This window comes from Microbacterium sp. B35-04 (assembly GCF_010634885.1).
GTDB lineage: Bacteria > Actinomycetota > Actinomycetes > Actinomycetales > Microbacteriaceae > Microbacterium.
In genome coordinates this window covers 84,626-103,415 of sequence record NZ_MWLP01000005.1, presented here as the reverse complement: position 1 = coordinate 103,415, position 18,790 = coordinate 84,626, and the positions used below count along the sequence as shown (strand labels likewise).

The following is an 18,790-nucleotide window of genomic DNA, read 5'->3' as shown; positions in this document are numbered from 1 at the left end:
GGGCGGATGCCGGGCAACCTCACCGTCGAGCAGTTGAACGCCGGGATCGCCGCGGGTGACATCGACACCGTCGTCGTCGCCTTCGCCGATGCGCAGGGGCGGCTGGTCGGCAAGCGCGTCTCGGCCCGGCTCTTCCAGGAGGAGGTGCTGCCCCACGGCGCCGAAGCCTGCAACTACCTGCTGTCGGTCGACGTCGACATGAACACCGTCGACGGCTACGCGATGTCCAGCTGGGAGACCGGCTACGGCGACATGATGCTGCGGCCCGACGTGGCCACGCTCCGCCGCATCCCTTGGCTCCCCGGCTCGGCGCTGGTCATGGCCGACCTCACGTGGGAGAACGGCGAGCCCGTCGTGCAGTCGCCGCGCGACATCCTGAATCGCCAGCGTGCCCGTCTTGCCGACCAGGGGCTCGTCGCGTTCTCGGGCACCGAGCTCGAGTTCATCGTCTTCGACGACACGTACCGGGATGCCTGGGCCAAGGGCTACCGCGATCTCACACCCTCGACCGACTACAACGTCGACTACGACCTGCTCGCCTCAGGCCGCCTCGAGCCGCTGCTGCGCGACATCCGCCTGTCGATGGACGGGGCGGGGCTCTACACCGAGGGCGTCAAGGGCGAATGCAACCTCGGCCAGCAGGAGATCGCGTTCCGCTACGCCGAGGTGCAGGAGACCGCCGACCAGCACGCGATCTACAAGAACGGCGCGAAGGCCATCGCCGAGCACCACGGCAAGGCGCTGACCTTCATGGCGAAGTTCAACGAGCGCGAGGGGAACAGCTGCCACATCCATCTGTCGGTGCGGTCGGCGTCCGGCGAGCCCGTGATGGCGGGCGACGGTGAGCACGGCTTCAGCCCTCTCATGGAGCATTGGATCGCGGGCATCCTCGCCACGCTCCGCGAGTTCACGCTGCTGTTCGCGCCCAACATCAATTCGTACAAACGGTTCGCGAAGGGGTCGTTCGCGCCGACCGGCATTGCGTGGGGGATCGACAACCGCACGTGCGCCCTGCGGGTCATCGGCCGGGGCCACTCGCTCCGGGTGGAGAACCGGGTTCCCGGCGGAGACGTCAACCCGTATCTCGGCATCGCGGCGATCATCGCCGGCGGCCTGCACGGCATCGAGCACGAGCTGCCGCTGCCCGACCGGCTCGAGGGCAACGCGTACACGTCCGGCGTGGATCACCTGCCGACCACCCTGCGCGAGGCCGCGCAGCTGTTCGACGAGTCGGCCATCGCCCGTGCGGCGTTCGGCGACGACATGGTCGAGCATTACCTGAATCAGGCGCGCATCGAGGTCGAGGCCTACGACGCGGCCGTGACCGATTGGGAGCGGGTCCGTGGTTTCGAACGGCTCTGACGGGGAAGGGCGTCGGCCGGTCATCGGCCTGACGACCTATCTCGAGCAGGCGAAGCAGGGGGTCTGGGACGTCCGCGCCGCATTCCTGCCGCAGCAGTACTTCGACTCGGTGACCGCGTCGGGCGGCATCGCCGTGCTGCTGCCGCCGCAGCCCGAGCCGGATGCCGCGGCTGCCGCGGTGCTGGACGGGCTCGACGGGCTCATCCTCACCGGGGGGCTCGACGTCGACCCGTCGCTGTACGGTGCGGAGCGGCATCCGCTCACCGACCCGGCGCGTCCCGAACGCGACGCGTGGGAGCTCGCGCTGTTCCGGGGGGCTGAGGAGCGACGGATGCCGGTGCTCGCGATCTGCCGCGGGCTCCAGCTCGTCAACGTCGCGCGTGGCGGCACGCTGCACCAGCACCTGCCCGAGGCGCTCGGCACCGAGCGGTTCCGCATCGGCGGCGGCGTGTTCGCGACGAACGAGGTCGCGGTCGACGACGGGTCGCGCCTCGCAGGGCTCGTCGGCCCCGGCGAGCTCGACGTGCACAGCTACCACCACCAGGGCATCGACCGACTGGGCGACGGGCTCGTCGCCACCGCGCACACCGACGACGGGCTCGTGCAGGCGTTCGAGTCCGACGGCGAGGGGTACGTGCTCGGCGTGCAGTGGCACCCCGAGGAGAATCGCGAAGATCGGCGGCTCTTCGCCGGACTCGTGGCCGAGGCATCCGCGTTCCGTCGCGTTTCGCACGCTCGCCGACCGGATGTGGCCCGCCCGCGCGATCCGCGCCCCGGGTCGCTGAGCGAGCGAGAGACCAGCGAGACGAGGCGCGCCGAGCCGTCGAACGGAGTGCTGGCATGACGTCGACGTTCACCCTCATCAACCCTGCGACGGCGCAGCCGATCCGCGAGATCGCGCGGGCGGATGTGGCACAGACGGACGCCGCCATCGCGCGTGCGGTGATCGCTCAGCGTGCGTGGGGGTCGCTGGCGCCGGTCGCACGTGCCGATGCGCTGCGCGCGTTCGCCCGGGTCGTCGAGGCGCACGTCGAGGAGCTCGCGCAGCTCGAGGTGCGCAACTCGGGGCACCCGATCGGATCGGCGCGGTGGGAGGCGTCGCACGTCGCCCAGGTACTGAACTTCTACGCCGGCGCACCGGAGCGCCTCAGCGGTCAGCAGATCCCGGTTGCGGGCGGACTCGACGTCACGTTCCACGAGCCGTACGGCGTCGTGGGCATCATCGTGCCGTGGAACTTCCCGATGACGATCGCGTCGTGGGGCTTCGCGCCGGCGCTGGCGGCAGGCAACGCCGTCGTTCTCAAGCCGGCCGAACTGACACCGCTGACCGCGATCCGGCTCGGCGAGCTCGCGCTCGACGCGGGGCTTCCCGAGGGGCTGTTCACCGTGATCACCGGGTCGGGCTCGGTCGTCGGGCAGCGGTTCGTGTCGCACCCGGATGTGCGCAAGGTGGTCTTCACCGGGTCCACCTCGGTCGGGACGGATGTCGCGGCCGGCTGCGCCCGCGAGCTCAAGCCGGTGACCCTCGAGCTCGGCGGTAAGAGCGCCAACATCGTGTTCGCCGACGCCGACCTCGAGAAGGCGGCCGCCGCCGCGCCGGGCGCCGTGTTCGACAACGCCGGGCAGGACTGCTGCGCGCGCAGCCGCATCCTCGTCGAGCGCTCGGTGTACGACCGGTTCCTCGAACTGCTCGAGCCGGCGGTGCAGGCATGGCGCGTCGGTGACCCCGCAGACGACGGCACCGACATGGGACCGCTGATCTCGGCATCCCATCGCTCCACCGTCGCGGGATTCCTCGACGGCGCGAACGTGGCCTTCCGCGGCGCGGCGCCCGAGGGAGACGGTTTCTGGTTCGCACCGACGGTCGTGCTCGCCGACCGCGCCGACCGCATCGCGCGCGAAGAGGTGTTCGGACCGGTCGTCGCGGTGCTGCCGTTCGACGACGAGGCCGATGCGATCGGCCTCGCGAACGACACGGCGTACGGGCTCGCCGGCTCCATCTGGACCGAGAACCTGGGCAGGGCCGTGCGGGTCTCGCGCGGCGTGAAGAGCGGCGTGCTGTCGGTCAACTCGCACTCGTCGGTGCGGTACTGGACGCCGTTCGGCGGCATGAAGGCGTCGGGCCTCGGGCGCGAGCTCGGCCCCGATGCGGCGGAGCATTTCACCGAGACCAAGAACGTCTTCTTCGCGACGGATGCCTAGCCCCATGTCGCCCGTCACCCTCTGCGTGTCCCGATCTCACGCCTTCATGTCCCAGAACCGATCGATCGAGTGCCCCTCGAGCGGCGGAAATCGGGACATGCTCAAGAAAGGAAGCCCACTCCCATGGACCTGACCCAGCGACTGAAGGACCGGGTTGCGATCATCACCGGTGGCGCATCGGGGATCGGCCTCGCCACCGCGCGTCGCTTCGCCGCGGAGGGCGCGCGCGTCGTGATCGCCGACCTCGACCCGGCGACCGGGGAGGTCGCGGCCGACGAGGTCGACGGTGTGTTCCGCGCCCTGGACGTGGCCGACGAAGCCCAGGTCAACGCGGTCTTCGACGGCGTCGCAGCGGAGTTCGGCCGCATCGACATCGCGTTCAACAACGCCGGCATCTCTCCGGCCGACGACGACTCCATCGAGACCACCGAGCTGCCCGCATGGGACCGCGTGCAGGATGTCAACCTCAAGAGCGTCTACCTCTGCTCACGGGCGGCGCTGCGGCACATGGTGCCGGCGGGCACGGGCTCGATCATCAACACGGCGTCGTTCGTGGCGCTGCTCGGATCGGCGACCTCGCAGATCTCGTACACGGCGTCGAAGGGCGGCGTGCTCGCCATGACGCGCGAGCTCGGCGTCCAGTTCGCGCGGCAGGGCATCCGCGTGAACGCGCTGTGCCCCGGCCCGGTGAACACCCCGCTGCTGCAGGAGCTGTTCGCGAAGGACCCCGAGCGCGCCCAGCGCCGGCTGGTGCACGTTCCGATGGGTCGCTTCGCCGAGCCCGACGAGCTCGCCGCCGCCGTCGCGTTCCTCGCCTCAGACGATGCGTCGTTCATCACCGCGACCGCGTTCGTCGTCGACGGCGGCATCACCAACGCGTACGTCACGCCCCTGTGAGAAAGGTCGGTCGTTGAGCGAGCCAAGCGCGTCGAAACGCCCCGGGGTGGTGCGGAGGGTCCGGTGCGTTTCGTCTCGGTCGCTGCGCTCCCTCGCTCAACGACCGATTGCCGACGATGGAGGAACCGCATGACCGATGCCCCGCTGCACGAGGTGCGCAGGGCCGTGTACCGGCCGGTGCGGGAGGGCAACGCGCTCGAAGACACCGTCGCCCGCCTGGTGCAGACGATCCGGCTGGGCGTCGTCGCCCCGGGGGAGTCCCTGCCGTCGGAGCGAGAGCTTGCTGTGCTGTACGCCGTGAGCCGCGACACCGTGCGCGAGGCGATCCGCGAGCTCGCCGACACCGGCTACCTCGTGCGTCGCCGCGGCCGGTACGGCGGCACGTTCATCGCCGATCCGCTCCCGCAGCCCCCGCATCCCCGGGAGGTCACCCCCGCCGAGCTCGAGGACGTGCTGGGACTCCGCCGCGTGCTCGAGGCAGGAGCCGCCCGAGCCGCTGCGGCCCGCAGCCTCGACGCCGCTGCGCGCGACGAGCTGTGGGCGCGGTACGAGGTCGTCGCCGAGGCATCCACGTCCGACTATCGCCGCCTCGACACGCTGCTGCACCTGTCGATCGCCGAGCTCGCCGGCATCCCGTCGCTCGTCGCGCTCGCCGCCGAGAACCGGGCTCGTGTCAACGAATGGCTCGACACGTTCCCGCTGCTGCCGCGCAACATCGAGCACTCCAACGCGCAGCACGAGCAGATCGTGACGGCGATCCTCGCCGGGCGACCGGATGCCGCCGAAGCGGCGATCCTGGAACACCTGGCCGGCTCAGAGGCGCTGCTGCGAGGCTTCCTCGCCTGACCGGACGCCCGGTCGCTGCGGTCGCCCCGTTGCCGGGCGATGACGCCTGAACCGCCGATTAGGCTGGACGGGTGGCAGGCAAGAAGCGCGCGAACAAGCCGAAGGAACCGCTGGAGTTCCGCAACACGCAGCTCGCCGACGCGCTGCAGACCCAGGACATGGCCGCGGTCGCGTTCGCGCTGCGCCATGGTCCGACGGTCGCGCCGCTGATGCGTCCCGGCGATCGCGACAACCCGCTCGACGTCGGCGAAGTGTGGACCTACCGCGATCCCAAGACGGGCGACATCGCGCTGCTGCTGTTCAGCGACGCCGCGCACAAACCCGCCACGCTGCCCCCCGGGGTCGCGCTGCAGTCGCCGGCATGGCTGCGCGCCTTCCTCGGGGCGCACGAGGACGAGATCACCACGGTCTTCTTCGACATCGCGGGTCCGCACCCCATGCAGGCTTCGCCCACCGACCTCATCGCCGCGCTGGAAGCCTGACCGCGTCACGCGGCGAGCTTCACCGGGTTCGGGGCGCGTCGCGCCCGTCTGGGGCGCGTCCGGTGCGCCCCGAACGACAATTCTGCGCCCCGAACCCCTGAGGCACCGGGTGGGCACCCGCGCGACAGAAGTCAGACTCTCCGGGCGAGCGGTTGCATCCTCGGGGACAACGGGGCAGACTCGCCGGGTGGAATTCCTGCTCGTCGGAATCGTGTGCGCGGCCGGACTGGTGATCCCCATCGTGCTCGGGTACGTCGACCCTTCGCGTCGACGCCGGACTCGGGGTCGCTGAGCAGCGGACCGGCCGAACCTCAGAACTCGGGGATGTCTTCCCCTGGGCGGCCCTTGGACCGAGCCCGCACGTCGTTGACGGCGCCGCCCAGCGACCCCGAGCGGTGGTCGATGACGTCTCGATACCCGAGACGCGCGCCTTCGCTGCGCCGCTGCGTCGCCTGGGTGACGGGACGCACCTCGCCGGCCAGGCTCAGCTCGCCGACCGCGGCGATGTGACGGGGAATCGTCCATCCCTCGACCGCGCTGGCCACGGCGAGCGCGATGGCGAGGTCGGCAGCCGGTTCGGCGAATCTCACGCCGCCGACTGTCGAGACGTACACGTCCTGATCCGAGGTCTTGATCTTCATTCGCTTCTCGAGCACCGCCAGCACGGTCGCCACGCGCGCGGCATCGACACCGTTCACGATGCGCCGCGGGTTGCCCGACTTGCTGTCGATCGTCAGCGCCTGCACCTCGACCGGGAGCGCGCGACGTCCCTCGAGCGCGATCGACACGCACGTGCCCGGCTCGGTGCTGCCGTGCCCCAGGAACAGGGCGCTCGGATCGGGCACCTCGGCGATCCCGGCGCCGGTCATGTCGAAGCATCCGACCTCGTCGGTCGGGCCGAAGCGGTTCTTGAGGGCGCGGACGAAGCGCAGGGAGGTCTGCCGGTCGCCCTCGAACTGGCACACCACGTCCACCAGGTGCTCGAGGATGCGGGGCCCGGCGATCGAACCGTCTTTCGTCACATGGCCGACGATGATGGTGGGGAGCCCGCGATCCTTCGCGACGCGGATGAGCGTCGCCGCGACCTCGCGCACCTGTGACGGATGCCCCGCCATGCCCTCGGACAGCGCCGATGACACCGTCTGCACCGAGTCGACGATCAGCAGGTCGGGCGCCACCTCGTCGACGTGGCCGAGGATCGTCGCGAGATCGGTCTCGCTCGCGAGGTACAGCTCGTCGTGGAGGGCGCCGGTGCGCTCGGCGCGCAGGCGCACCTGTGCGGTCGACTCCTCGGCGCTCGCGTACAGCACCCGACGCCCCGCTTTCGCGGAGCGGGCCGCGACTTCGAGCAGCAGCGTGGACTTGCCGACGCCCGGTTCGCCCGAGAGCAGGATCGCGGCGCCCGGCACGAGCCCGCCGCCGAGAACCCGGTCGAATTCGCCGACGCCGCTCGTGCGCCGGGGCGCATCGGACGTGTCGATGCGGGTGATCGGCTGCGCCGACCGCCCGGCGCCGGGGGAGACCGGCGTGATCGAACGCAGGATGCCGGTCTGCTCGGCCGCCTCGACCACCGTTCCCCATTGCTGGCACTCGCCGCACCGCCCGACCCACTTGAGGGTGGTCCAGCCGCACTCGGTGCACCGGTAGGGCGCGGTCTGCGTGGGGCGTCGAGCTGCGGGCATGGGTTCAGCGTACGGCGAGGGCACGACATGACCCCGCCGGCGGGCCGGGCCGTGTCAGCCCCGCCCGCGACGGGCGCCAATCGCGCCAGGACGCCGTGCGGAGGCATCCCGACGCCGCAGGCTTCAGCCCCGCAGCGAGTCGGCGACCTGCTTCAGCGCGTCGGCGGAGGCGTGGAACAGTTCGAGCTCGTGCGCGTCGAACTGGGTCTCGCGGATCGGCACCGCGCCGGTGGCGCTCACGATGGACGGCACCGAGAGGGCCACTCCGTCGACGCCGTTGAAGTCGCGCAGCACCGGCGAGACGGGCATCACCGCGCGCTCGTCGTTCAGGATCGCCTCGATGATGCGCGCGCTCGACAGCCCGATCGCGTAGTTCGTCGCACCCTTGCCCTGGATCACCTTGTAGGCCGCATCCCGCACGTCGATGGCGATCTGGTCGAGCTCCTCGACCGTCAGCCGGTCGCCGTGGGGCGTCACCCACTCCAGGATCGGGACGGTGCCGATCGTGGCCTTCGACCACAGCGGGAACTCCGTGTCGCCGTGCTCGCCGACGATGTAGGCGTGCACGCTGGAGGTCGACACCCCCGCGCGCTCGGCGAGCTTCCAGCGCAGGCGCGAGGTGTCGAGCACCGTCCCCGACGCGAAGATGCGCTCCGGCGGCAGTCCGGTGTCTTCCTGGGCGAGCACGGTGAGCACGTCGCACGGGTTCGTCACGATGACGTAGATGGCGTCGGGGGCGACGCTGAGCAGCTGCGGCATCATCTTCTTCATGATCCCGGCGTTGACGCCGGCCAGCTCGATGCGGGTCTGGCCGGGGTTCTGCTTGGCGCCGGCCGTGATGACGACGACCTGCGAGCCTTCGACCACCGACAGGTCGCTGCCGCCGATGATGTCGCTCGTGCCGGTGAACTGCGTCCCGTGCGCGAGGTCGAGCACCTCGGCCTCGACTTTCGCGGTCGCGATGTCGTACAGCGCGACATGGCGGGCGGACCCGCGGATCAGCGCGGCGTACGCGGCACTCGAGCCGACACTGCCCGCTCCGACGATGGTGACTTTCGAGTTCTCGATGACGGCCATGGGCTCAGTCTTGCAGGGGGCGGCACGGCGCGGCCAGCATGGCGCCGGAAGAATGGACGGAGGCGAGTGGACGCCGCGGCCGCCCCTCACCGCCCGGCTATACCTCAGAGCGCGCCGGCGGGCGAGAAGACGCCGGGTGGCGGCATCCGTCGCCCGTCACGGTGCGGGGCGGTCGGCGCCCGTGCGATCGGGATTGCGGATGCCGAGGAACGACGTGACGCCACCGGCGATCATCAGCGCCGCGGTGACGACAGCGGCGCGGTGGAAGCCCTCGAGGTCGAGGCTGCCGCCGACGATCGTGGCGAGCAGAGCGACCGCGATGAGCCCCGCGACCCGCGAGACGGCGTTGTTGACGGCCGATGCGATGCCCGAGCGCTCCGGCTCGATCGCCCCGAGGATCGCGGACGTCAGCGGTGCCACGGTGAGAGCGAGGCCCGCGCCCATCACGATCATGCTCGGCAGCACCTGCCACCAGTACGAGAACTCGGTGGTGGTCGTGAGGAGCAGCAGTGCCCCGATGCCCATCGTGATCGGGCCGACTGTCATGAAGAAGCGCGGGCCCCACCTGCCGCTGAGCGCGCCGACGCGCGAGCTGAACAGGATCATGAGGATCGTCATGGGCAGGCTGGCGAGCCCTGCGAGCGTTGCCGGAAGCCCCGCGCCCTCCTGCAGGTAGACCACGACGACGAGTCCGTTGAGCGCGAGTGCTCCGTAGATGAAGGCGGTCGCCACGTTGCCCGTCCAGAAGTTGCGCACGCGGAAGAGGTCGAGCGGCAGGATCGGGTTGCGCACCGTGCGCTGACGGAGGATGAACGCCGTGAACATACCGGCGCCCAGCACGAGCGTCAGCCAGATGACGGGCGAGCCCCAGCCGAGGTTCGGCTGCTCGATGAGGGCGTAGACCATGCCGCCGAGGCCGAGTGTGCACAGCGCTGCGCCGATCCAGTCGATCGATGCGCCAGGATGCCGGGTGTCGCGGAAGCCGCCGCGCGCCAGCAGCACGAGGGTGACGCCGATGGGCACGACGTTGATGAGGAAGGCGAGCCGCCACGACGCCAGGTCGACGAGCACACCGCCGACGAGCGGCCCGACGATCATCGCGGAGGTCGTCATCGCGGTCCAGATGCCGATGGCTCGACTCTGCGCGGCACCGCTGAAGTTGGACGTGATGAGCGCCAGTGAGCTGGGGACGAGGAACGCGCCCGCGGCACCCTGCGCCGCGCGGGCCACAATGAGGAACTCGGCGGTGGGCGCCGCCGCGATCGCGATAGAGGCGATGCCGAAGCCGATGAGCCCGATGCGCAGCACGAGCACGCGCCCGTAAGCGTCGCTGACCGAGCCGGCGACGAGGATGAGCGCGCCGAGCGTGATGAGGTAGGCGTCGACGACCCACTGCTGCGTCGTGATTCCGCCGCCAAGCTCGTCGCTGATCGAGGGGAGGGCGACGTTGATGATCGTGCCGTCGAGGAACGCCACGAAGGAGCCGAGCACCGCGATCCACAGCACCGACCGCTGGATGGTGGTCATGCCGCTCATCGGCGCCGACGTGCCGGGGGCGGGCTGATGATCGGTCACCAGCCCACGGTAGACCCGGCTGACGACACCGAGGGCCGCTTCGCCGGATGCGGGTATCGGTCAGGACGGCGCCGCCCTACGATGGCGGCAGCGTCGCGCTGCGGCGAAGTACAGATGACCCACGGGAGCTGCCATGTGCCGCTGGCTGGCGTACACCGGGGAGCCGCTGCAACCGGCCGCCCTTATCCTCGACGCCCAGCACTCGGTTGTAGCCATGGCGCAGAACTCGCCGCTGGGTGCCCAGACGGTGAACGGCGACGGCTTCGGCTTCGGCTGGTATCCCGTCGAGAACACGGATGTCTCGGGCCCGCGGCATCCGTCCGTCTTCCGCAGCATCGAGCCGGCGTGGAACGACCAGAACCTGCGCGAGATCAGCCGGGCCGTCGTGAGCCCGCTATTCTTCGCGCACGTGCGTGCGGCTGCCGGCCCGCCGATCCAGCAGACGAACTGCCATCCGTTCCGTCACGACAACTGGCTGTTCATGCACAACGGCGGGATCTCGCAGTTCGGCCTGATCAAACGGGATCTCGCGCTCGCCGTGGACCCGTCGCTGTACCCGCTCATGCAGGGCACCACGGACAGCGAGGTGCTCTTCCATCTCGCGTTGACCTTCGGTCTCGCCGATGACCCGATCGGCGCGGTCGGAGCCGCCATCCGCCGCGTGGAGGAGCCCGGCCACGCCGCCGGCGTGCAGTTCCCCATGCAGGGCACGCTCGCGGTGTCGGACGGTGAGACGCTGTGGGCGTTCCGCTACTCGTCGCAGGGACGCTCCCGCTCGCTTTTCCACTCGGCCGACGTTCCCACCATCCGCGGCATGTACCCGGATGCCGACCGGCTCTCGCTCTTCGGCGACCATGCGCAGGTGGTCGTGTCGGAGCCGCTCAACGACCTCCCGGGCGTCTTCCTCGAGGTGCCCGAGTCGACCGTCGCGGTGCTCGACCCGGAGGGCTACCACCACGAGGCCTTCCTCGACGCGTGAGGCCGGGGTAGACGCCGCCGTGCCGGGTTCGCCGCCGCCGCAGCCGAGGTCGGGCGCCGATTCGCGGCATCCGCCCGCGTGTCGTAAGCTTGTCGGCGGTGACGTGTCCGAGCGGCCGAAGGTGCAACTCTCGAAAAGTTGTGTAGGGTAACCCCCTACCGTGGGTTCAAATCCCACCGTCACCGCCACGAAAACCCCTGATCATCAGGGGTTTTCTTCTTGCGCTGACCACAATTTGCCCACATCTGCGGAGGCGACGCGACCTCTCGGCTGGACCGCTCTTTCGGTGCTGCTTCGCCGAAGCGTCGGCCACGCTGCGTTCGTCGATGGCCGGAACTCGCGGAGGACGCAGGGTCATAATCCGACCCTGCGTCCTCAGGCTGTGGTGCCCGCGCTAGCGCTGCGCTGTCACTGACGCGCCGATGCGTACAAGTCCCACGCGGCTATGGCTCGCGCGTAGTAGGCCGCTCGGTAGGTGGTGGGATCGTAGCCGTTCCATCCCTCGGGGGTGTTGAAGGCAAAGGCGCCACCCGCGGGTGCGGCGGGGCTGTATATCTGGTGCACCACACCCTCCGCGAGCTCGTTGCCATTGGCGACCAAGTCGGGGCGGCCGAGCCGTCGGCCTTCCTGGATGAGGGTTCCCGCGAACTCGAAGTTCGTCCCCGTCCACACCTCCGCGGCCTGGAAACCGAGCTCCCTCGGCCTGTTAGGCAGCACCGGGTAAGGCTTGCCCCCGTTCGGGACCAGATTCGGCGCTCCGAGCATGTGCCCTGTCGAATCTTTCAGTTGCGTGAGCTGGTCGAAGGTGTTCGTCAGGTGTTCCGCGACGCGCTCGGGCGGATTTACGTCGGCCAGCCCGAGCTGCTCGGCCACGTGCTGCGGCCACAGCACATCGACGAAGACGTCGGTGGACCTCTCGCCGGCATCGGTGAACGTGTAATAGCTGCCTGTCCAGAACGCCTTCTCGTATGCAGCTCGGGCAGTGGCCGCCGTCTGCTTGAGGGTGTCGACGTCTACCAACGACGCCTCGGCGATTCCGAGCTGTTGCGCGTCCTCAGTAGCAGCCGCCATGATCTCTGCGGCCAGGATGTATAGCCCGGAGGTGTAGACCCCGTGCACCCCACCGGACTGTCCCATCACGTCGTAGGTGCTGGCGAAGACGGCCGCCTCCGTGGGAAGCGTGTCGCCCTGCGGTATCCGCGGGACAACGTCGTGGGTCCAGAGGCGGAGCATCGCCGGGTAAATGTCGCGCAATAGCGCATCGTCGCCGGTGCTGCTGTACGCGCCGTATGCGCGGATCAGGTACTTGACTGGACGGTCGAAGAACGTGGCTTCGGGTGCGGCCGGGCTGGTCGATTTCTCCCAGAGCAGCCACGGTGCCTCCAGCTGCCACCAGATGTAGTTGCCTACCGGGGGGTTGAAGCCGGGGCTGCCGGGTACTCGGCCGTTCGGGTCTTGAGCGATCATCTCGGAGGTCGCGCGGACCCATGCGGCTTCGGTGGAGGGGAACAGTTCACGCAGGGCGATCGCCATCTGCCCCTGGACGTCGGTCTCCCCGGCGTCAGCCCAGCCGCCACCCGTGACGGTGTGGAAGAGGTGGGTTCCCGGGACTGCCGAGCCCGGTCGCACATCCGTCTTGTAGGGAGAGGAGACCAGGCCCGACTCCCAGAAGGAGCCGTTGAACGAGAGCTGACCAAGCTCGTTCAACGCCGCCATCCGGATGGCGGGCGATACCGTGTCATCGAATGCCACCGGCTTCCACCAGCGCGCGACCGCTTCCGCTGCCTCGTCCACGCGTGCGAGATTCCGCGCCGCGATGGCGAAGCCCTGGTTGCCGGGATAGCTGCCGGCGATGTAGTTGTTCTGTGCGTCTTGGCTGCCTCCGTAGAAGGAGGTGTAGCGCCGCATCCAGGAGGTGTCGCCCGCGGTGCCGAAAGTGATCTGTGGGAAGTCCCAGGCCAGGACGAAGCGAACGGTTTCCGTTTGATGGGGCTTCAGGTTCATGTCAACCGCGAGTGCGCTGGCGGAGTTGCTGCCGTCGAGGGCGCCGTTGGGGAGGCGCCCGGTCGCGCTGAAGGGAGCGTAGATGTCGGAGCCGTCGCCGTCGGCGTTCCAGGACGTTGCGTACGTGACTCGCTGGCCGGGTTCATCTTGCACAGCAGTGGTCCACTCGCTGTTCTGCGAGTCTGCGGTGTTGCTGGGGCTGGATGCCCCCAGCGTGATCCCGGTGATCTTGTTGCGGTGATCCACGGTCTCGTGGCTGGTGTAGCCCGTGCGGACGCTCGCCACGGGGCTGGGGGTGTTCTGCACTGTGCTGGCGACGTGCGCTGGAGCGTTGGGGAAGGTGAACATCGTCGACACCTTCGTCGTCTTACTCGTTTCGTTCGTGAGCTCCACCTCGAAGTAGGCCACAGGCTGCGAGGAGGACTCGTCGTCACCGGCCACGATAGGTGTCCAGAACGATGTGGACACGGATGTCGAGGGCACTGGGTCCGCGTAGTCGATGCGGCCGAAGGGATAGAGCGCGCTGTATGTCCCGCTCCCGGCGTCGAGGGTCGACCAAGCAGGCAGGACGGATCCGAACTCGGAGCTGTTGACGGCGAGCGTCTTGGTGGTGGCCGTTCGGCCCGGCTGCTGTTCCCGGATGTGGATGGCGGCCTGAGGCAGAATGCGCTTCTCGTAGTTCGAGTTCGTAGATCCACCCATGTTCCACGGACCGAAGGTCCCGGCCTGGTTGATCATGAACGAGCCTGCTCCGAGTCCGCCGAGCGGAATCCCGAGGCCGGGCTGAGCCATGGGGTTGCCGAGCGCGTACGGAACCGTGTCCGGTGCGGAGGTATCGCCTGCGCAGAGTTGCCAGTCATGAGCGCTACATGGCGTGCTTCCAATGACGCCCAGGGGTCGCTGGTATGCGGCGTCACCGAGGGCCGATTGCCCCGCCTGTTGCCCGGCGCGCGCTGAGGGCGGCGACGCTAGGCCTGGTGTGATGACCGTGGCGGCCACGGCGGCTGCGACAGCAACGGCGGCAAGGCGCCTGTTCAGGCTGTGGCGTCTAAGCAAGGTTGGGCTTTTCTCCTGCTGTTCAACAGCGGACATGTACATCTCCTCATTGATCTGAACACCTGCGTCGCTGCGTGCGCTTCCATCCGAAAAGCAACCGCTCGCTTCGATTTCGCCAACCATAACTAGGTGGTTGTGATTTGGCAAGAGAACAACCCAAGGACTCGGCTGTGTGAGCACGATGCTTCGGCTCGGTGTTCACTCGCCCTGGACGCAGCGGCGCAGGTCGCAAGCGAGGGGTGCCCACTCGTCCACGAGGAGACTGGCCGGCCCTGCGTGGCCTTGTAAAGGAGGTGCCGCCAGCTGCTGCGCGGATAACCTCGCGGGCCCGCCGCGCTCGGAATTGCTCCGCAACTCGTCGAACGTGGGTTGATTTGCGTCGATCCGGCGGTGACGCCCGCCGCTCAGATCAATACCGCCACGTAGACGTCAGCGCATAAGGGCTTGACGCTTGCCCTCAACGCCCCGATCACGTGGGTCTGCGTTCGAGCAGTGTGTGCGCGGTGGCGAGGTTCAGCGGGCCGCGAGGTCGAGGAAGGACTCCTTGTGGTGCGTCGCAAGCCATTCGTCGGTTTCTCGGCGGACGTCCTCGAACGGGCGTCCGGTCCACCGTGTGATGGCGGAGTCGACGTGTCGCCGGACCATGGCCTCGAGGTCGAGATCATCCGTCTGGACCCACTGGATCTCGAGGCCGTCGAGTGTCGCGACCATCAAGCGAGCTTCCGTCTCCATGGTTTCCGGACTCATGAACTCGATCTGCTGCTGCTCCACGGCGAAGCGGAGATTCTCGACCATGACCGTGATGCCGGCGTGTTGCCGCTCGAGGATGAACGGGCGAGCGGGGTGATCGTCCTGTGCGGCCTCAATTGACATGGTCAGAAAGAGCTCGATGAGCCCACGCCGCTTGGCGTGGTACCTCATCAAGAACGCGAACGAACGGAAGTAGTCCAGACCGTGGAAGACATCGGTCTCGGGGGCGGTCTCTTCGCGCCAGTGCTCGAGCACCGCGACGAGGAGCCCCTCCTTATTGCCGAAGTACGCAATCAGTGTTGCGTTCGTCGTCCCGACCTGGTCGGCGATCTGCCGCAGGGAAGCGCCGTGGTAGCCGTATTGCCCGAATGCAATGGCGGCAGCCGCCACTATCTGGCGACGACGCTTGACGCCGTTGCGATAAGGGCCGCGCGCACCGCGCCCGCCCTGTGTCTCCGCGCTCATCGAACCTCCACACACCACACTACGCGCCACTTGCGCGAAACTTGATCGTTCGGTTATAGTCTGCTGAAAGATGATCACTCGGTCATGTTTGACACTCGAAGGGGAGACGGCATGTCGATGTCCGGTGACCGCGATACGGCCGCCCGGTTGCGCGTTGGGGTTCTCGGGGCGGGGCCGGTGACTCAGGCCATCCACCTCCCGACGCTTGCACGACTGAGCGACGACTTCGAAGTGGGTGTGGTCATGGACGTTGATGCCGCCACCGCGGAGACCGTGGCGCGGAGAGCCGGGGCGGCGTTTACCACGCGAGCCGAAGACGTCTTCAGCGACCCGGCTGTCGATGTGGTCGTCATCTGCAGCCCGTCACAGTTTCACGCCGGGCAGGTCATCGCGGCGTGCCGTGCGGGCGTCAAAGCAATCCTTTGTGAAAAGCCCTTCGCGATGACGGCGGCGGAGGCGAGTGAGATCGCGGAAGTCTCCGAGGAGACCGGCGTGCCGATCATCGTGGGGGCGATGCACGTGTTCGATCCGGCTTGGCTGGCCGCGCAGGCGGAATGGGGCGCGCTGATCGAAACGTCGCACACCATTCGTTCCTCGGTGGTGATTCCGCCCAATGCACAGTTCGAGGATCTCGCCACCGACATCGTCTCGCGTCCTTCTTCTCCGCCCTCTGACGACACCGGCGTAGAGGCGGTCGTCCGGGCTGTCACCGGCGGCATCATGGGGCTGGCAATCCACGACCTACCCCTGATCCGTCAGTTCCTTCCTTCGTTTGCGGACCTTGAGGTGCTGCGCGCCGAACTCGCATCGCCCTGGGGTTACGTCGTCTCGGGAACCGCGTCCGGCAAGGTCGTCCACCTGCAGGCGGTCACCACGAATACGTGGGCGCCGGAGTGGACATTGGAGGTCATCGGCGACGACCTGTCCCTGCACGTCACGTTCACGCCGTCGTACGTGCAAGGAGGTTCGGCGGTCGCCACGCTTCACTCCACCACCGGAAGCCGAACGTTCGGTCCCTTTGCCCTTAGCGGGTACGAGGCAGAGTGGGTCGCCCTTGCTCGGATCGCACGAGGCCAGGACGCACCGCTTCCGACTGTCGACCTCATCGACGACCTCCGGTTCGCGATCGCGCTCGCCGACCAATCATCCAGCCGGATCCGCACCAACGGGAAGTCGGTCGCATGAACGTCATCAGAATCGCCGCCGATAGCGAGACGCGCGCCAGCGGTGCTCTCACCTGGGTGACGGCATCCCTGCCCGCGACACTCGAGCTCGTCGAGGACCGCGCCGACATTCGCACAGTGAACGGCACCGCCGGCTGGACCGAACGAGCAAGCCACGCGCTGCTTGAGGGAGCGTCCGGGGTCGTTGTCGTCGCACCCGAAGCAGAGCAGATCGATGGTCTCCGCAGCACCGCTGCCGAACGGAACGCCTTCGTGATCCTCGACCAACGCTGGCGATCGAACCCCACTCTGACCGAGGCGCGGGACGCGGTCAGCAACCTCGAAGGCCCCGTCTCCTTTGCCGAGATCGCGGTGAACGTACCGGCGACCGAGGACATCGAGCAGGCCATTCACGAATCCGTCCAGATCGCGCACCACGTGATGGGTGCTGTGGAAGATCTCCGAGTCCTGCACCGCCAATCGCGGACGGTGCTCGTGGGTGGGACGGTGAGGAATAGTGCACCGCTGACCATCACCATCGCCGTTGGCCCCGCGATCGACGGTCCCGTTCATGTCCGAGTCGTCGCTCGATTCGGCGGAGTCCACCTGTGCGTGCCGGATCCCGAAACGGCCGCACCCGGGCTCGTCACGATCGTGCACACCGACGGGTCGACCACGCTGCCCTCGCGGTGGGAATCGGCCCACCGTGCCTCCTGGCGCCGAGTGATCACCGCCGTCGAAAGCGGCGACCGTCCCGACGACCTGGGCGAGTTCGACGAGGCCAGTCAACTGCTCCTCAGTCGAGCGTCACTCGCGTAGCGAGCCGCACCCGAATCCACCCAAACAGCGAACCCGTTCCACTCGTCACCACAGCCCACACCCAACACACCACAGAGAGCCGACCGCGAGGTCGGGTAGGAGTCCAATGATGAACACCTCAACACCAGCAACGTTCTCCCGTCGCGGGTTCCTCGGAATCGCTGCCGCTGCGGCTGCCGTTCCGCTGCTCGCGGCATGCGCTCCCGGAGGCGGGGGCGGCGGCGCTACCGGCGGCGGCAGCGGCACCCTGAAGTTCTGGGACATGCCATGGGGCCCGCAGTCTTATGCCGACGAGGCCAAGGCCATCGTCACCGGCTATACGCCCCCAAGCGGACTTCCCTCCGCGAGCTACCAGCAGATCCAGTGGAACAACTTCTACCAGACCTTCTCTTCGGCGATCGCCTCGAAGACGGGCCCGGCGGTCAGCAGCGGCGCCGGCTTCCAGGCGTTCCAATTCGCCGAGCAGGGTGCGATCGCTTACGCCGACGATCTGATTGAATCGCTGCGCAAGAGCGGCAAGCTGGAGGACTTCCTCCCCGGCACGGTCGAGACGATGAAGACGCCGGAAGGCTACGCCGCCGTCCCGTGGCAAGCGGACCTTCGAGTGCTCTGGTACCGGAAGTCGCTCCTCGAGAAGGCGGGCGTGGAGGCGCCGACCGACTGGGCGTCTTACATCGAGGCTTCCCGGGCGCTGGCGAAGAACGGGGTCTACGGATTCGGCATCGGCGCCGGCGCGGGCAACAGTGTCGGCTCTCAGGTCCTGCTCTCGCTGATGGTGAACAACGGTGGTGGCCTGTTCGACAAGGACCAGAACCCCGATGCCGTCACGGACGCGAACATCGCAGCGATGGACTTTGTGCGGGAGCTGATCGCGTTGGGGGCCGTCGACCCGGGCGCCGCGAGCTACACCGCCGACAACGTCTTCGAGCAGTGGACGAACAAGAGCGTCGGCATGGGTTGGCACACCGCCGGCCTGCAGCACGTGCTCGACGATGACGACGTCGTCGTGGCGTCACCGTTGACGGCGTACAGCGGCGACACCGGGACGCTCGGGTACGTGAACAACCTGATGATGTACACCAACACCCCCAGCCAGGAGGGCTCCGAGGCGTTCCTGACTGCCTACCTCGACGACATGAAGGTGCTCTGGGACAACAAGCTGATCGAGTCGCTGCCGGTGATGAAGTCGATCGTGAACTCGGAGGCGTTCCAGTCGGACACCGAGTGGGTCAAGATCGTCGACGAGTGGCAGCCGGTCAGCAAGCCGCTGTCCTGGCAGGCGGAAGCGCTCTTCGCCGATCTGGCGGCAGTCGATGGCGGACAGGGGCTTCAGCAGTTCACGCAGGCGATCCTGGGCGGCCAGACCGATTCGCGGACCGCGCTGGAGACGCTGCAGACCGAGCTGGAGACTGCGACGTCGTAGTCGCAACA

The 18,790-nt window shown here is 68.3% G+C and carries 15 protein-coding genes and 1 tRNA gene; 11 read left to right on the top strand and 5 right to left on the bottom strand.

The features are described from left to right. The first annotated feature begins 6 nt into the window (after positions 1-6). From B1729_RS01270 to B1729_RS01245, 6 genes are all read left to right on the top strand, one after another. On the top strand, positions 7-1,362 hold the full coding sequence (locus tag B1729_RS01270; protein ID WP_163616681.1) for a glutamine synthetase family protein: 1,356 nt from the start codon (positions 7-9) through the stop codon (positions 1,360-1,362). Beyond that, entirely contained in the window at positions 1,343-2,206 is an 864-nt protein-coding gene (locus B1729_RS01265) for a gamma-glutamyl-gamma-aminobutyrate hydrolase family protein (protein ID WP_163630282.1), read from the top strand. The genes B1729_RS01270 and B1729_RS01265 overlap by 20 nt, the downstream gene beginning before the upstream one ends. Next, positions 2,203-3,564, top strand: a complete 1,362-nt coding sequence (locus B1729_RS01260) for an aldehyde dehydrogenase family protein (RefSeq protein ID WP_163630280.1) — start codon at positions 2,203-2,205, stop codon at positions 3,562-3,564. The genes B1729_RS01265 and B1729_RS01260 overlap by 4 nt, the downstream gene beginning before the upstream one ends. Positions 3,565-3,687: 123 nt before the next feature. Beyond that, positions 3,688-4,461, top strand: a complete 774-nt coding sequence (locus tag B1729_RS01255; protein ID WP_163630278.1) for a 3-oxoacyl-ACP reductase — start codon at positions 3,688-3,690, stop codon at positions 4,459-4,461. Positions 4,462-4,590: 129 nt separating this feature from the next. Next, a complete protein-coding gene (locus B1729_RS01250) occupies positions 4,591-5,307 on the top strand; it encodes a GntR family transcriptional regulator (protein WP_163616688.1) in 717 nt (238 codons plus the stop codon). 71 nt (positions 5,308-5,378) lie between these two features. Beyond that, complete coding sequence (locus tag B1729_RS01245) at positions 5,379-5,789, top strand: dehydrogenase (RefSeq protein WP_163630276.1); 411 nt, start codon at positions 5,379-5,381, stop codon at positions 5,787-5,789. 311 nt (positions 5,790-6,100) lie between these two features. On the opposite strand, the gene radA is transcribed toward B1729_RS01245, so the two are convergent. The 3 genes from radA to B1729_RS01230 all read right to left on the bottom strand — a co-directional run bounded on the left by radA (position 6,101) and on the right by B1729_RS01230 (position 10,084). Next, positions 6,101-7,471 carry a DNA repair protein RadA gene (gene radA / locus B1729_RS01240; protein ID WP_163630274.1) on the bottom strand — a complete coding sequence of 457 codons (1,371 nt, stop codon included), beginning with the start codon at positions 7,469-7,471 and terminating at the stop codon, positions 6,101-6,103. 123 nt (positions 7,472-7,594) lie between these two features. After that, positions 7,595-8,548, bottom strand: a complete 954-nt coding sequence (locus tag B1729_RS01235) for an L-lactate dehydrogenase (RefSeq protein WP_163616694.1) — start codon at positions 8,546-8,548, stop codon at positions 7,595-7,597. Positions 8,549-8,704: 156 nt separating this feature from the next. Next, complete coding sequence (locus B1729_RS01230) at positions 8,705-10,084, bottom strand: MFS transporter (protein WP_163630339.1); 1,380 nt, start codon at positions 10,082-10,084, stop codon at positions 8,705-8,707. Between the two features lie 172 nt (positions 10,085-10,256). On the opposite strand from B1729_RS01230, the gene B1729_RS01225 reads away from it, so the two are divergent. Continuing rightward, the gene (locus B1729_RS01225; protein WP_163630272.1) at positions 10,257-11,102 is read left to right on the top strand and encodes a class II glutamine amidotransferase; all 846 of its coding nucleotides are present in this window, start codon (positions 10,257-10,259) and stop codon (positions 11,100-11,102) included. Positions 11,103-11,199: 97 nt separating this feature from the next. Further along, positions 11,200-11,290 (top strand) — tRNA-Ser (locus tag B1729_RS01220). A 220-nt stretch (positions 11,291-11,510) separates the two neighbouring features. Here the strand turns inward: B1729_RS01220 and B1729_RS01215 are convergent. Together B1729_RS01215 and B1729_RS01210 are read right to left on the bottom strand one after the other, a co-directional pair. After that, entirely contained in the window at positions 11,511-14,198 is a 2,688-nt protein-coding gene (locus B1729_RS01215; RefSeq protein WP_163630271.1) for a GH116 family glycosyl-hydrolase, read from the bottom strand. A gap of 477 nt (positions 14,199-14,675) precedes the next feature. After that, the gene (locus tag B1729_RS01210) at positions 14,676-15,455 is read right to left on the bottom strand and encodes a TetR/AcrR family transcriptional regulator (protein ID WP_163630269.1); all 780 of its coding nucleotides are present in this window, start codon (positions 15,453-15,455) and stop codon (positions 14,676-14,678) included. A gap of 33 nt (positions 15,456-15,488) precedes the next feature. Here B1729_RS01210 and B1729_RS01205 point away from each other — a divergent pair, with 33 nt between their 5' ends. The 3 genes from B1729_RS01205 (at position 15,489) to B1729_RS01195 (ending at position 18,782) form a co-directional block, all read left to right on the top strand. Next, positions 15,489-16,562: a Gfo/Idh/MocA family oxidoreductase gene (locus B1729_RS01205; protein ID WP_239539301.1), complete on the top strand. Its 1,074-nt coding sequence runs from the start codon at positions 15,489-15,491 to the stop codon at positions 16,560-16,562. 116 nt (positions 16,563-16,678) lie between these two features. Continuing rightward, positions 16,679-17,359: a hypothetical protein gene (locus B1729_RS01200; RefSeq protein WP_163620723.1), complete on the top strand. Its 681-nt coding sequence runs from the start codon at positions 16,679-16,681 to the stop codon at positions 17,357-17,359. Positions 17,360-17,468: 109 nt separating this feature from the next. Next, a complete protein-coding gene (locus B1729_RS01195) occupies positions 17,469-18,782 on the top strand; it encodes an extracellular solute-binding protein (protein ID WP_163620722.1) in 1,314 nt (437 codons plus the stop codon). Positions 18,783-18,790: the final 8 nt, after the last annotated feature.

Excerpts from the sequence above, each read along its gene's own strand:
- radA (WP_163630274.1), bottom strand. The coding sequence starts at position 7,471 with ATGCCCGCAGCTCGACGCCCCACGCAGACCGCGCCCTACCGGTGCACC.
- B1729_RS01230 (WP_163630339.1), bottom strand. The coding sequence starts at position 10,084 with ATGAGCGGCATGACCACCATCCAGCGGTCGGTGCTGTGGATCGCGGTG.
- B1729_RS01270 (WP_163616681.1), top strand. The coding sequence starts at position 7 with ATGCCGGGCAACCTCACCGTCGAGCAGTTGAACGCCGGGATCGCCGCG.
- B1729_RS01215 (WP_163630271.1), bottom strand. The coding sequence starts at position 14,198 with ATGTCCGCTGTTGAACAGCAGGAGAAAAGCCCAACCTTGCTTAGACGC.
- B1729_RS01255 (WP_163630278.1), top strand. The coding sequence starts at position 3,688 with ATGGACCTGACCCAGCGACTGAAGGACCGGGTTGCGATCATCACCGGT.
- B1729_RS01250 (WP_163616688.1), top strand. The coding sequence starts at position 4,591 with ATGACCGATGCCCCGCTGCACGAGGTGCGCAGGGCCGTGTACCGGCCG.
- B1729_RS01225 (WP_163630272.1), top strand. The coding sequence starts at position 10,257 with ATGTGCCGCTGGCTGGCGTACACCGGGGAGCCGCTGCAACCGGCCGCC.
- B1729_RS01195 (WP_163620722.1), top strand. The coding sequence starts at position 17,469 with ATGAACACCTCAACACCAGCAACGTTCTCCCGTCGCGGGTTCCTCGGA.
- B1729_RS01235 (WP_163616694.1), bottom strand. The coding sequence starts at position 8,548 with ATGGCCGTCATCGAGAACTCGAAAGTCACCATCGTCGGAGCGGGCAGT.
- B1729_RS01260 (WP_163630280.1), top strand. The coding sequence starts at position 2,203 with ATGACGTCGACGTTCACCCTCATCAACCCTGCGACGGCGCAGCCGATC.
- B1729_RS01205 (WP_239539301.1), top strand. The coding sequence starts at position 15,489 with ATGTCGATGTCCGGTGACCGCGATACGGCCGCCCGGTTGCGCGTTGGG.